Origin of the sequence: Bradyrhizobium sp. CCBAU 25338, from assembly GCF_028128965.1 — a bacterium.
In the GTDB taxonomy this organism is placed as follows: Bacteria; Pseudomonadota; Alphaproteobacteria; order Rhizobiales; family Xanthobacteraceae; genus Bradyrhizobium; species Bradyrhizobium liaoningense.
Genome location: NZ_LFKY01000039.1, coordinates 97705 through 111311, shown reverse-complemented (window position 1 = coordinate 111311; position 13607 = coordinate 97705). Strand labels below are relative to the sequence as shown.

General features: G+C 63.7%; 14 protein-coding genes. 5 read left to right on the top strand and 9 right to left on the bottom strand.

All coding sequences use genetic code 11. The annotated features are described in order from the left end of the window. Positions 1–69: 69 nt before the first annotated feature. Together ppk2 and ACM42_RS22530 are read right to left on the bottom strand one after the other, a co-directional pair. Positions 70–990, bottom strand: coding sequence for a polyphosphate kinase 2 (gene ppk2, locus ACM42_RS22535; RefSeq protein WP_271529995.1), 921 nt, complete (start codon positions 988–990; stop codon positions 70–72). 87 nt (positions 991–1077) lie between these two features. Next, a complete protein-coding gene (locus ACM42_RS22530; RefSeq protein WP_028177825.1) occupies positions 1078–1539 on the bottom strand; it encodes an Lrp/AsnC family transcriptional regulator in 462 nt (153 codons plus the stop codon). Between the two features lie 132 nt (positions 1540–1671). Here ACM42_RS22530 and ACM42_RS22525 point away from each other — a divergent pair, with 132 nt between their 5' ends. The 3 genes from ACM42_RS22525 to bla all read left to right on the top strand — a co-directional run bounded on the left by ACM42_RS22525 (position 1672) and on the right by bla (position 6729). Next, positions 1672–4035 (top strand): transketolase, encoded by a 2364-nt coding sequence (locus ACM42_RS22525; protein ID WP_271529994.1) that lies wholly within the window; start codon positions 1672–1674, stop codon positions 4033–4035. 249 nt (positions 4036–4284) lie between these two features. Further along, positions 4285–5715, top strand: a complete 1431-nt coding sequence (locus ACM42_RS22520; RefSeq protein WP_271529993.1) for an aldehyde dehydrogenase family protein — start codon at positions 4285–4287, stop codon at positions 5713–5715. 123 nt (positions 5716–5838) lie between these two features. Next, positions 5839–6729, top strand: coding sequence for a subclass B3 metallo-beta-lactamase (bla, locus tag ACM42_RS22515; protein ID WP_271529992.1), 891 nt, complete (start codon positions 5839–5841; stop codon positions 6727–6729). Between the two features lie 30 nt (positions 6730–6759). On the opposite strand, the gene ACM42_RS22510 is transcribed toward bla, so the two are convergent. Next, entirely contained in the window at positions 6760–7737 is a 978-nt protein-coding gene (locus ACM42_RS22510) for an SMP-30/gluconolactonase/LRE family protein (RefSeq protein WP_271529991.1), read from the bottom strand. Positions 7738–7826: 89 nt separating this feature from the next. Here ACM42_RS22510 and ACM42_RS22505 point away from each other — a divergent pair, with 89 nt between their 5' ends. Next, on the top strand, positions 7827–8651 hold the full coding sequence (locus ACM42_RS22505) for an NAD-dependent epimerase/dehydratase family protein (protein ID WP_271529990.1): 825 nt from the start codon (positions 7827–7829) through the stop codon (positions 8649–8651). 7 nt (positions 8652–8658) lie between these two features. Here the strand turns inward: ACM42_RS22505 and ACM42_RS22500 are convergent, their stop codons facing one another. The 5 genes from ACM42_RS22500 to ACM42_RS22480 are packed head-to-tail and all read right to left on the bottom strand — an operon-like array spanning position 8659 to position 11429. Next, complete coding sequence (locus ACM42_RS22500) at positions 8659–9069, bottom strand: cupin domain-containing protein (protein ID WP_271529989.1); 411 nt, start codon at positions 9067–9069, stop codon at positions 8659–8661. Between the two features lie 43 nt (positions 9070–9112). Continuing rightward, positions 9113–9568, bottom strand: coding sequence for a carboxymuconolactone decarboxylase family protein (locus tag ACM42_RS22495; protein ID WP_271529988.1), 456 nt, complete (start codon positions 9566–9568; stop codon positions 9113–9115). Continuing rightward, positions 9561–10001: a cupin domain-containing protein gene (locus ACM42_RS22490; RefSeq protein WP_271529987.1), complete on the bottom strand. Its 441-nt coding sequence runs from the start codon at positions 9999–10001 to the stop codon at positions 9561–9563. The genes ACM42_RS22495 and ACM42_RS22490 overlap by 8 nt, the downstream gene beginning before the upstream one ends. A gap of 51 nt (positions 10002–10052) precedes the next feature. Beyond that, positions 10053–10586 carry a YkgB family protein gene (locus ACM42_RS22485; RefSeq protein ID WP_271529986.1) on the bottom strand — a complete coding sequence of 178 codons (534 nt, stop codon included), beginning with the start codon at positions 10584–10586 and terminating at the stop codon, positions 10053–10055. Positions 10587–10616: 30 nt separating this feature from the next. Then, positions 10617–11429 carry an SDR family NAD(P)-dependent oxidoreductase gene (locus ACM42_RS22480; RefSeq protein WP_271529985.1) on the bottom strand — a complete coding sequence of 271 codons (813 nt, stop codon included), beginning with the start codon at positions 11427–11429 and terminating at the stop codon, positions 10617–10619. A 101-nt stretch (positions 11430–11530) separates the two neighbouring features. Here ACM42_RS22480 and ACM42_RS22475 point away from each other — a divergent pair, with 101 nt between their 5' ends. Further along, positions 11531–12463, top strand: coding sequence for a LysR family transcriptional regulator (locus ACM42_RS22475; protein ID WP_271529984.1), 933 nt, complete (start codon positions 11531–11533; stop codon positions 12461–12463). An 18-nt stretch (positions 12464–12481) separates the two neighbouring features. Here the strand turns inward: ACM42_RS22475 and ACM42_RS22470 are convergent, their stop codons facing one another. Beyond that, entirely contained in the window at positions 12482–13423 is a 942-nt protein-coding gene (locus ACM42_RS22470) for a hypothetical protein (RefSeq protein WP_271529983.1), read from the bottom strand. Positions 13424–13607 lie beyond the last annotated feature (184 nt).

Genomic DNA, 13607 nt, shown 5'->3' with positions numbered 1-13607 from the left:
GTGCCCACCTTCAGACGCCGCGCTCGCTAAGGTGGGCACGCTAGGCTTTGCCCACCTTATGAGACTTCGTCAATATTTCGCCGGCACGTACATTTCCGGCGGGACCGGGCCTCGCTGATAGTCGGGGTTGCGCACGCGCGCCGGCAGCATCACCGGAGCCCGCGCGACCTCCTGGTACGGAATCTGAGTCAGTAGATGCGCGATGCAGTTGAGCCGGGCGCGTTTCTTGTCCACGGCATCGACGATCCACCATGGGCTATCCGGGAGATGCGTGTGCTCCAGCATCGTCTCCTTGGCCTTGGTGTACGCCTCCCAGCGACTGCGGGACTCGACGTCCATTGGGCTCAGCTTCCACTGCTTCAAGGGATCCTTGATCCGCATGGTGAAGCGGAACTGTTGCTCGTCGTCGGTGATCGAGAACCAGTACTTGACCAGGATGATGCCGCAGCGGATCAGCATGCGCTCGAATTCCGGCACTGACTTGAAGAACTCCTGATATTCGTCCTCCGAGCAGAAGCCCATCACGCGCTCGACGCCGGCGCGGTTGTACCAGCTACGGTCGAACAGCACGATCTCGCCGCCGGCCGGCAGGTGCGCGACGTAGCGCTGGAAGTACCATTGCGTGCGCTCGCGCTCGTTCGGCGCCGGAAGCGCCGCGACGCGGCAGATGCGGGGATTGAGTCGCTGGGTGATGCGCTTGATCACGCCGCCCTTGCCGGCGGAGTCGCGGCCCTCGAACAGCACCACGACCTTTTTCTTCTCGCTCTGCACCCAGTCCTGGAGCTTGACGAGCTCGCCCTGCAGGCGAAGCAGTTCCCGGAAATAGAGCCTGCGATCGACCGTCGGTCTCAGCGTTCCGGCCTCGTCAAGGAGCTCGTCGAGACGGGTATCATCCAGCTCCATCTCCAATTCCTCGTCGAGATCATCGGCCATTTCCTGGATGATGCGCTCGCGCTTGGAGATCTCGGATTTTCGATCGAATGCGGTCATGGTCCTTCTCTCGGCTCGGATACCCGTCACAACGACCATCGGCGGGGTTTGTTGCGTCCATGTGACATGCGATCCCGCCGACGCAGGTCACACCGGCAGCGCGATCGAATACTTCACCTGGCTGAGCGCAAAGCTCGACTCGATGGAGGCGATGCCGTCGAGCCGGGTGAGCTTGGTCTTGAGGAACGTCTCGTAGGAGGCGAGGTCGGCTGCGACAACGCGTAAGAGGTAGTCGCGGTTGCCGGTCATCAGGTAGCACTCCAGGACCTCGTCCCATTTCGAGATCGCGCGGGCGAAGCGGTTGAGGTCCTCCTCCTTCTGGCGCGCCAGCTTGATCGAGATGAAGACGCTGACATGCAACCCCAGCGCCTTCTGGTCCACGGTCGCGATATAGCGCGAGATCACGCCGCGCTCCTCCAAGAGCTTGACCCGGCGGTGGCAGGGCGAGACCGAGAGCCCGACCTTGTCGGCGAGCTCCTGCATGGTCATCCGGCTGTCGTTCTGGAGATGGCTGAGGATTTTTCGGTCGATGGCGTCGAGCTCTGGCATTGGGATGTAACCTGGGTCAGAAGGCATCTGATTGGTAAAATATCCCAATCTTGGCCAGTATGGTGCGAAAAATTGAGAAGTTTGGCGCGGCCCGCAGGCGTATGATCGGTGCTTATTTCCCGGAGCATCGCCATGCCCGTTGATCCCGCCCGCCTCGACATCCTGACCGCGCTCGCCCGCAAGGCGCTGTGGCTGTCGTCCTGGACCATTCACCACGCCAACCACATCCGCGCCAATGCGGACGGCCTCAAGGTCGGCGGCCACCAGGCCTCCTCCGCCTCGCTGGCGACCATCATGTCCGCGCTGTACTTCCATGTGCTGCGCCCCGAGGACCGCATCGCGGTGAAGCCGCATGCGAGCCCGGTGTTCCACGCCATCCAGTATCTGTTCGGCCGCCAGACCCGTGAGAAGCTGGAGAATTTTCGCGGCTTCAGGGGCGCGCAGTCCTATCCTTCGCGGACCAAGGACGTCGACGACGTCGATTTCTCCACCGGCTCGGTCGGCCTCGGCGTCGCGCAGACGCTGTTCTCTTCGCTGGTGCAAGACTACGTCAAGGCGCATGGCTGGATGAAGGACCGCCGCGAAGGCCGGATGATCGCCCTCGTCGGCGACGCCGAGATGGACGAGGGCAACATCTTCGAGGCTCTGGCAGAGGGCTGGAAACACGGCCTGCGCAACACCTGGTGGGTGGTCGACTACAACAGGCAGTCGCTCGACGCCGTCGTCCGCGAAGGGCTCTGGGAAAAGTTCGAGACCATGTTCCGCAATTTCGGCTGGGACGTGGTGATCGTGAAGTACGGCCGGCTGATGCGCGAGGCCTTTGCGGAAGCAGGCGGCGAAGCCTTGAAGCGCTGGATCGACAACTGCCCGAACGCGCTCTACGCGGCGCTATGCTTCCAGGGCGGCGCGGCCTTCCGCAAGCATCTGCACGACGAGATCGGCGACCAGGGCCCGATCACGAAGCTGATCGACAGGCGCAGCGACGAGGAGCTGCTCGCGCTGATGTCGAATCTCGGCGGCCATGACATGGCGAGCATGCTCGAGGCGTTCGACTCGATCGATCATGATCGCCCGGTCTGCTTCATCGCCTACACCATCAAGGGCGTCGGCCTGCCGTTCCAGGGCCACAAGGACAACCACGCCGGCCTGATGACCGTCGCGCAGATGGAGAAGTACCGCGACAGCCAGAACATCCGGCCCGGACACGAATGGGATAAGTTCGAAGGGCTGCCGCAGGATGCATCCGAACTCGAAGCTTTCCTTGCGCGGGTGCCGTTCAACCAGGACGGCCGCCGGCTGACGGCTCCCGTCGTCGATGTACCCCAGCAACTCGCCTTCAAGCCGTCGCCGCAGATGTCGACCCAGCAGGGCTTTGGCCTCGTGCTCAACGAGATCGCGCGCAGCGACAGCGAGCTGGCGAGGCGAATCGTGACGACCTCGCCCGACGTCACCGTCTCGACCAATCTCGGCCCCTGGGTCAACCGCCGCGGGCTGTTCGCGCGCGCCGAGAAGGCGGACTTATTCCGCAGCGAGAAAATTCCTTCGACCTACAACTGGGACGCCTCGCCCAAGGGCCAGCATCTCGAGCTCGGCATTGCCGAGATGAACCTGTTCATCATGCTCTCCGCGCTCGGCCTGTCGCACCAGATCAACGGCGAGCGGCTGCTGCCGGTCGGCACGCTCTACGATCCCTTCATCGAGCGCGGCCTCGATGCGCTGAACTATGCCTGCTATCAGGATGCCCGCTTCATGGTGGCGGCGACGCCGTCCGGCATCACGCTCGCGCCGGAGGGCGGCGCGCACCAGTCGATCGCGACGCCGCTGATCGGCATGGCGCAGGATGGCCTGGCTTCATTCGAGCCGGCCTTTGTCGACGAGCTCGCGGTGATCATGGCGTTCGGTTTTGAGCACATGCAGCGCGAGGCGGGCGAGGGCGGCTCGGTTTATTTGCGGCTTTCCACGCGCAGCATCGAGCAGGCGCAGCGTATCATGACGCCGGAACTGGGGCAGGGCATCACCGACGGCGCCTATTGGCTACGCAAGCCGGGCCCGAATGCCGAAGTCGTGATCGCCTATACCGGCGCAGTCGCGCCGGAAGCGATCGAGGCCACCGGCTTCATCGGCGAGAGCCGCCGCGACGTCGGCCTGCTCGCGATCACCTCGGCGGATCGTCTCCACGCTGGTTGGACCGCCGCGCGGAAATTGCGGCGCGACCGCCGCGGCGTCCAGCATCTCAGCCACATCGAGAAACTGCTGGCGCCGCTGCCGCGCGACTGCGGCATCGTGACCGTGATCGACGGCCATCCTGCCGCGCTCGGCTGGCTCGGCAGCGTCCGCGGCCACCGCGTCGAGGCGCTCGGCGTCGAGCAGTTCGGCCAGACCGGCAGCATCGCGGACCTTTATCGGCACTACGGCATCGACGCCAACGCCATCATCGATGCGGCCGAAAGCCTCACCACCGGTGCGCCGGTGCTGCACCGGAAGATGGCGGTGTAGTCGAGGTAACCACGGTGTCATTCCGGGGCGGCTCGGAGAGCCGAACCCGGAATCTCGAGATTCCGGGTTCGATGCTTCGCATCGCCCCGGAATGACTGCTGAGAGAATCTTGCCACGTTCCCGCCATCGGCTCATATAGCCTCCGCTCGCCGCAACGCTGGCCCCGCATATGGCGGGTTCAATTGCCGGCGCTTTCGTGCAAGGATGCCTGCCGAAACGCCCCCTCCAAGCCCCAAGAAGAGGTTAACGATGGTCAATCGCATGCAATTCTACATCGACGGCGCCTGGGTCGATCCCGCCGTCAAGAAGTCCACCGCCGTGGTCAATCCGGCGACGGAAGAGGCGATGTACGAGGTTGCGCTGGGCTCCAAGGCCGACGTGGACAAGGCCGTCGCCGCCGCCAAGCGCGCCTTTGCCACCTTCTCCCAGACCAGCCGCGAGGAGCGCGTTGCGCTGCTGTCGAAGGTCATCGAGGTCTACAAGGGCCGTCTCAAGGAGATCGGCGCTGCTGTCTCCGACGAGATGGGCGCGCCGCTGCCGATGGCGGAAAAGCTCCAGGCCGGCGCCGGCCTCGGCCATCTCATGACCACGCTCGACGTGCTCAAGAACTATCATTTCGAGGAGCCGGTCGGCACCGCCATGGTGCTGCGCGAGCCGATCGGCGTGGTCGGCATGATCACGCCCTGGAACTGGCCGCTGAACCAGATCGCCTGCAAGGTCGCGCCCGCGCTCGCCGCCGGCTGCACCATGATCCTGAAGCCCAGCGAGTTCACGCCGACCTCGGCGCTGATCTTCGCGGAAATCCTCCATGAAGCCGGTGTGCCCAAAGGCGTGTTCAACCTCGTCAACGGTCTCGGCCCCGAGGTCGGCGCCGCCATGAGCGAGCATCCCGACATCGACATGATCTCCTTCACCGGCTCGACCCGCGCCGGCATCGACGTCGCCAAGCGCGCGGCGCCGACCGTGAAGCGCGTCAGCCAGGAGCTCGGCGGCAAGTCGCCGAACGTCATCCTCGAAGGCGCCGACCTCACGAAGGCGGTGACCGGCGGCGTGATGCACATGTTCAACAACTCCGGCCAGTCCTGCAACGCGCCCTCGCGCATGATCGTGCCGCTGTCCAAGATGAAGGAAGTCGCCGCGATCGCGAAGGCGGTGGCCGACAAGACCAAGGCCGGCGATCCCCGCGCCGAAGGCACCACCATCGGACCCGTGGTCAATCGCGGCCAGTGGGACAAGATCCAGGGCCTGATCAAGAAAGGCATCGACGAGGGCGCAACCCTCGTCGCCGGCGGCCCGGGCCTGCCCGAGGGCGTCAACAAGGGCTTCTATGTCCGTCCGACTATCTTCGCCGATGTCACGCCCGACATGACGATCGCGCGCGAAGAAATATTCGGACCGGTGCTGACCATCATCGGCGCCAAGGACGAAGCCGACGCGGTGCAGATCGCCAACGACACGCCCTATGGTCTCGCCGGCTACGTCTACGGTCCGTCGGTCGAGGACGCCAAGCGCGTCGGCCGCCAGATCCGCGCCGGCAACGTCAATCTCCAGGGCGTGCCCAACGACCGCACCGCGCCGTTCGGCGGCTACAAGCAGTCCGGCAACGGTCGCGAGTGGGGCAAGTTCGGTCTCGAGGATTTCCTCGAAGTGAAGGCCGTCGCCGGCTTCAACGCGGCGTAGTTCATACGACGCTTGCACTACAGGGAATGCCGGCTTCCAAGGAAGCCGGCATTCTTTGCTCAGAGACCGGCCGCTTCACTGCGACAACAGCCCGTCAAATCAAGAAAAGCAAAGGGACGGAACGTGCGAAAATTGATCATCGCATTCGTTGCGCTGCTGCCGCTGTCAGGCGCTGCGCAGGCCCAGACGGTGAAGGATCTGCTCAACACGCTCAGGGCGAAATGGAACGAACCGACCGAGCCGTTCAAGATCATCGACAGCGTCTACTATGTCGGCACCAACGGACTTGCGTCCTACCTGATCACATCGCCCCAGGGGCATATTCTGGTCGATACCGTGATGCCGGAATCGACGTCGCAGATCAGGACGAGCATCGAGAAGCTCGGCTTCAAGATCAGCGACATCAAGTATCTCATCAACACCCACGCCCATATCGACCACACCGGTGGCTTTGCCGAGTTGAAGCAGGCGAGCGGCGCGCAGATGGTCGCGGGCGAGGCCGACAAGCCGTTGCTCGAAGGCGGCTATTATCCGGGTGCGCAGGAGGAGAAGGCGCTCGACTTTCCGCCGGTGAAAGTGGACCGAACGGTGCGTGAGGGCGACACCGTTGCGGTCGGCAGCGTTACGCTAACGGCGCGCGAGACGCCCGGCCATTCGCCGGGCTGCACCAGCTGGGCATTCTCGGTGAAGGATGGCGATGCAACACGCTCGGTGCTGATCTTCTGCAGCGGCACGGTCGCGCTGAACCGGCTTGTCGGCAACCCGACCTATTCCGGCATCGTTGACGACTATCGCAAGACCTTTGCGCGCGCCAAGGACATGAAGGTCGACATCCTGCTGGCTCCTCATCCCGAGATGTACAAGATGGCCGAGAAGCGCGCCAAGCTCGCCGACGGCGGACCCAATCCGTTCGTCGATCCCGGCGAGTTCAAGGTCTATGCGGCATCGCTGGAGAAGGCCTTCGAAGAGGCGCTCGTCAAGCAGACCGCAGCGGCTCAGGAGAAGAAAGGGTAGGGGCGGTAGGTCGTGGGCGCGCTGTGGAGCCTATCCTCCCACAGCGCCCTGCGTATTCACATACAGCGCGTAGATCGACTGGCTCGCCGCCATGAACAGGCGGTTGCGCTTGACGCCGCCGAAGCAGAGATTGGCGCAGCGTTCGGGCAGCGCGATGCGGCCGATCATGACTCCGTCGGGCGCGAACACCACGACGCCGTCGAGCTCGGGATCGCCCATGCCCCAGCCGCACCAGAGATTGCCGTCGATGTCGCAGCGCATGCCGTCGGGCGTGCCGGGACCTGCATCGATGTGGACGCGCTTGTTGGAAATCGTGGTGCCGTCAGGCGAGACGTCATAGGCGAGGATCTTGCGGTTCGGCACGCCGCGCGATTCCACGACATACAAAATCTTCTCGTCCGGCGAGAAGCACAGTCCGTTTGGCCCGAGCACACCCTCGGCCACGATGGTCGCCTTGCCGGTTGCGGGATCGAGCCGATAGACGTTCGGCTCGATCTCGGGTTCTGCCGTGTAGCCCTCGTAATTGCCGAGCAGGCCGAAGGTCGGATCGGTGAACCAGATCGAGCCGTCCGATTTGACGACGACATCGTTCGGCGAGTTCAACCGCTTGCCGTTGAATTGATCCATCAGCACGGTGATGCTGCCGTCATATTCGGTGCGCACCACGCGCCGCCCGCCATGCTCGCAGGTGACGAGCCGGCCCTGGCGGTCGCGCGTGTTGCCATTGGCGAAATTGGAGGGCTTGCGGAACACGCTGACCGCACCGGTCTCCTCCTCCCATTTGATGATGCGCTGGTTCGGGATGTCGCTGCACAGGAGATAGCGCCCGTCGCCGAACCACACCGGCCCCTCGGCCCAGCGCAGCCCGGTCGCGAGCCGCTCCACCGCCGACAATTTCAGCCAGTATTTTTCGAAGCGAGGATCGAGTGCGTGAATGGCTGGATCGGGATAGTAGCTGGCCGGCCGCCAGCCTGGCCGTTCCTGGGTGTGGGACGATGCCTCATTCATGTCGGTTCTCTCGTTTCGTTCCCTCTGGACAAACCTGCTATCATTAGAGACATGTGACCGCAAATCGGTCAGCACAGGCGAGGGAAGACATGCCGCGCATCTTGATGACGGGAGCTTCGGGCGGAATCGGCACCAGCCTGCGGAAACTGCTGCCGCCGATCTATCCGGATCTGCTGCTCTCCGACATCAAGCCGCCGGCCGATCTCGGCGCGAACGAGAAATTTAAGGCCGCCGACCTCGCCGATCTCGCGCAATGCGAAGCGATTTGCGAGGGCGTCGACGGCATCCTCCATTTCGGCGGCTATTCGGTCGAAGGCAGCTGGGATCAAATCCTCCAGGCCAACATCATCGGCGGCTACAATCTGTTCGAGGCGGCCTACCGCAAGGGCGTCAAGCGCGTGGTGTTCGCCTCGTCGAATCACGCCGTCGGCTTCTATCCGCGCCACCACAGGATCGGCACCGAGGTCACTGCGCGGCCCGACAGCCGCTACGGCGTCAGCAAGGTGTTCGGCGAGGCCGTCGGCGCGCTCTACGCCGACAAGCATGGCCTGAAGGTGACTTGCCTGCGCATCGGCAATTTCGGCGACATGCCGCTCGACCAGCGCCGGCTCGCGATCTGGCTCAAGCCCGATGATCTGGTGCAGCTCTGCCGCATCGGGCTCGAACATCCCGACATCCATTTCGAGGTCTTTTACGGCGCCTCTTTCAACGAGCGTGCCTGGTGGGACAATCACCGCGCCTACGAGCTCGGCTATCGCCCGACCGGCCGCGCCGAAGATTTCCGTGACCACGCGATGGCGGAGCAGGCCAAGCTCAAGCCGGATCCCGTCGGCGATTATTTCCAGGGCGGCACCTTCTGCAGCATGGAGTTCGATGCCGACCCAGGCGGCGTGATCGACTGGACCAAGCGTTAAAAGCTGCTCACCTGCCGAGCGTCAACAGCGGCTTGCCTGTCTCGACAATGTAGGTCGCAAGCTCCGCCGCGTTGCCGTTGCCGACGTTCGTCACCGCATGATGTACGCCGTGAGGAATGAGCAGCACCTCGCCGGCCTTCAGGATCACCGGCGGCCTGCCGTCGAGCCGATATTCCAGCTCGCCTTCGATCATATAGACGAGCTCTTCGCCCGGGTGACTGTGCCTGACGGCGACAACGCCCGGAGGAAAATCGACGCGGACCTGGACGACCTCGCGTCCGGGGACGCTCAGAGCTTCCTTCATGAGATGTGTGCGCTTGATGTCTCCCAGCCGTGGCTCTTCGGATCGGGCGGCGAGCGAAGTCAGGCTGGTTGCGGCGATCAGCGCCGCCGCAACGATGATTCCATATCTCTTCATGTGAATGGCCTTTCGGTTGTGCGCGACGTTGCGCGGGTGTCGATCAGGCGGCGGCCGCTGCGGCGGGTGTTGCGCGAAAGCTGATGGCCATGCGGTTGTAGGCATTCATCAGGCTGATGGCGATCGTGAGGTCCACAAGCTCACGCTCCTCGAATACGGCGCGTGCGGCCTGGTATGCCTCGTTAGGGACGCCGGTCTCGGCAACCCGCGTCACCGTTTCCGCCCATGCCAGGGCAGCCTGTTCGCGTTCGTCGAAGAGATTGCCGGCCTCGCGCCAGGCCTGCAGCAACGCGATCTTCTCGACGTTCTCTCCCTTCTTGAGCAGGTCGCGCGTGTGCATGTCCAGGCAGTAGGCGCAATTGTTGATCTGCGAGATCCGCAGATAAACCAGCTCGATCAGCGTGGCGGAGAGCCGGCTCTGCAGGACGTAGCCGTAGACGCCGCCGAGCGCCTTGATGCCTGCCGGCGCGATCTGGTTGTAGTCGAGACGCTTACTCATGTTTCTCTCCTTGATGATGATTCTGCTGCACGGCAGTGGTCAGATCCTTCTCGCTGCTGTCGACGACGAACACTGCGAGCAGGCTTGCGGGTTTGGACCGGCTCGCATTGCGGCTGACGGGATGACGGGAGCCCGGCGGCTCGTAAAAGCTCTCACCGGTGCGGTAGACCCGTTTGGGTCCGTCGTTCACCTGAGATTCGATTGCGCCTGACAGCACGTAGCCGAAGATGAAGGCCGACTTGGCGTGGATGTGCGAAGGCGACGCTCCGCCAGGTGCGTATTTCACAACCAGGGCGACGACTGACTTGCCCGGGATATTGGGGATCGATTGCTCGAAGTGCGGCGTGACCGTTTCGCCGATGCCGTGGGCGGCGCTGGGCGCCGCACCCGCAATGGCAGCGAAAGCCGCCCCGAAGATGAATGGCACTTTCATGGAGGGTCTCCTGTTTTCGAATTCGTGTCTGTTGCGCTGTGACGCGAGTCCTCACCTGCGGATGACGGCCTTCAGCGAGTCCGTGAACACCCAGAAGGAAGCAGCCAAGAGGCCGACGTCCTTCAGCAGGAACTGTCCCGGAGCGACGGTGATCGCGGGCGCCCCGAGCTCCGGCACGACGACGCCAGGCGTCGAGATCATGAAGCTCAGCGTCGTGACGAACAGTCCGGCCGAGAGAAGGCCGCCGGCTGTGGAATAGATCGGGCTTGCCAGCCGAAGCGCGATCAAAGACCCGATGCTCAGTTCGACGAAACCGAGAAAAGTGGAGAAGCCGCGGACCGAAAACAGCGCGTAGAACCAGCGCAACAGCGGGCTGTTTTCCACCAGAGGCACCAGCCCCTGCGCTTCGTAATCGGTGAACTTCATCCCGCCGAACCAGGCATAGATGATTGCAAGCGATGCATAGAGACCGATCCGGCTGACCGGTTCGGCGTAGGCGAGCAGGCGTTCAGTCTGATCGCGCCAGCTGATGGTGCGGCTCAGCGCGATGGGTGAGGTGGACGGGTGGCTGATGATGCGTGACATGGTTGTCTCCGTTTTGATGCTGGGTATCGCTCACGCATTCACGTGCGTGTGCAGGTTGTAGCGAGGGGCGGGAATGGCGCTCGAGAGCTTGTTCGTCATGGCGAGCCGCGTGCTCTCGTGGCGATCCCATGCGGAATTGTCGGCCAGCGCCGGGATCGTCACGACCTCGCCGAGGTCGAGACCCGCGAGCGCCGCGTCGACCATGTCGTCGGCCGACATGACGATCTCGGCGGGCAGTTGGTGAACCGGTGTACCGGCGACATCCCAGAACTCGGTCGCAGTGGCGCCCGGCAGCACGGCTTGCACGCGGATGCCCTTGCCGGCGAGCTCGTGAACGAGTGACTGGGTGAAGGCGAGCACGAACGCTTTCGAGCCGCCGTAGACGCCGTTCAGCAGTTCCGGCGCGATCGCGGCGATGGAAGCGATGTTGATGATTGTACCGTGGCCGCGGTCGATGAATCCGGGGACCGCCGCGTGGGTCAGGCGCGTGAGCGCGCCGACGTTGAGGCGGATCATGTCCTCCATCTTGTCGATGTCGGAGGCGATCAGCGGGGCTGAGGCGCCGACGCCGGCGTTGTTGACCAGCACCGAGATGCCGGGCTCGGTTCTGAGGAGTTGCTCGACATGGCGCAGGTCGGACGCGGAGGTGAGATCGGCTTGCACCGTCTCTACCTTGCCGCCGCTTTCGTTGGCGAGCCTGCGCGCCAGCGATGCGAGCCGCTGCCTGTTGCGCGCAACGAGGATGAGGTCGTGGTCGCGCTTCGCCAGGCGGTCGGCGTAGATCGCGCCGATTCCGGTCGAAGCACCGGTGATGAGGGCAATGCCTTTTCTGGTCTGGGTCATTTTCGTCTCTCCGTTTCGGTGCGGAGAGGAATAGGTGCTTCCGGAAATGACGGGTATCTGGCAAAATCGGGATGTATCCTTCCAGAATATGGAAGTTTCCCATGGATCGTCTCGAAAGCATGTCGGTGGTTTTGGCGGTGGCGGAGGCCGGCAGCCTGTCCGCCGCCGCACGCCGTCAGAAAATGCCGCTGGCAACGGTGAGCCGGAAGGTGTCGGAGCTCGAGGAGCACCTGCGCACCAAGCTCTTTCACCGATCGAGCCGCGTCCTCGTTCCCACCGACGCCGGGCGCTCCTACATCGCCGCGGCCAAGCGAATTCTCGCCGATCTCGCCGAGGCCGAGCGCGTTGCCTCCGGCGAATACACCACGCCGCGCGGAGATCTGAGCGTCACGACGCTCGTCGCACTCGGTCGCCTGTGCCTGCAGCCAATTCTGGCCGAGTTCCTTGCGGCATTCCCGGAAGTGGACGTTCAGCTCAACCTGCAGGACCGGACGCTCAATCTCCTGGACGAGCACATTGACGTCGCGCTTCGCGTCGGGGATCTCGCCGACAGCGGCCTGATCGCCGTGCGAGCGGGAGAAATTCGCCGCGTGGCCTGCGCCAGTCCGGCCTATTTGGAATTGCGCGGGATACCGAAGTCCCCCGACGATCTCTCTGCGCATGACTGCATCAGCTATCCTCCGCTTCAGTCGCCGAACATCTGGAGGTTCAAACGAGGGCAGACCGAGTATGCTGTCCCGGTGCGGTCGCGCTTCATTGCGAGCAATCTCGAATCGGCCTTCGATGCCGCGCGCGCAGGCATAGGAGTCACCGTCGCGTTCTCATACCTCGTCGCCGACCCGCTGCGGTCCGGAGAGCTGGTCGCGCTTCTGCAGGACTTTCAGCCGCCGCCGCAGCCGGTCAACTTCGTCTATTCGCCCAACCGCTTCATGCCGGCCAAACTGCGAGCCTTTCTCGATTTTGCAGTACCGCGCCTGAGGGCGCGCCTGGCCGACATGCCCCGGGACGTGGCGTTGCGGAAGCAGCGGACGTGACTGTGTCGGGCGCGGACATCAGAAATGCAGGTTGAGACGCAGTAGCGCCTGGTGCCGCTCGAACTGCTCCAGGTTGAGGCTGCGGCTGTCGCCGACCGCGCTGCCTGTAACTTGCATCTGCCAGGTGCCGGAGATGCCGACTTCCTTCGAGATGGTGTAGGAGAAGGTCGGGCCGGCGAAGACCGCATCGCCTACGAAGCGGTCGAGTGCGCCGCCGTCATACGCCCGCGCGTAGCGAACGCCGAGGCCGAGCACGAGCTCGGGCTGCACTGCGTACGAGATCGCTGCCTGCAGCTGCATCTCGGAATCGTGTCGCCAAAGATTGGTGACGATCTCGCGGGTTCCGCCGGTCCCGTACCAGACGTTGAAGGCCGCAAACAGCCTGTCCTTGACCAGCTCGCGATCGAACAGCGCGGCAAACTCTGCGCCATATTGCTGGATATGCACGCCGCTGGCGTCGTCGATCCGGCTCCAGCCGGGCTGTGCGTGGAGGGTGAGCCCAAAGGGTGCGACGGCGCGATCGACCAGCTTGTAGCGCAGTTCGAGCGCGGCGCCGCCGAAAGCGACATCCGAATGATCGGCAAGTCCCGGAACGCCGTTGATGCGCTGTCCGCTCAGAGCAAATCCCGGTGCGATCCGGAAATTGTCCGAGACCGTGTACTTGACCTGATTGAGATTGGCCCAGGCCGCGTAGGTGCCGGAGCGCTTGCCGAACGCGCCGACATTTTCGAATTCCACTTCGATTTCCCCGGGCTTGCCGATGTCGGATCCCATGCTGAAACCGAAGATGTGCTCGGTGTCGATCTCCGCATGGGTCGACGGCAACCCGCCCGCCAGCTTGTCGACGCCGAGGCCGGGTGCGGAGCCGGGCCAGGGAGCGGCATAGGCGAGGCCGCGTGCGCCCTCGTCAGCGGAAGCGGAGCTCGCCAGATGACCGGCGACGATGGCTGCCGCTGCCATTGCGCTCGGGAATCTCGATTTTCTCACCACAACAGTCCACCAACCCACGCAAACCAGGGCACTAATCGACGCAGGGGGCTGTGGGTTCGCGCGCAAGCGCCCTGCGATTGCAAGTCATTCGCAAGAAGATCCCATAGAATTGCCGGGAATGCAACTACTTGCTAATCGTTCTTAGTTGCGTTCG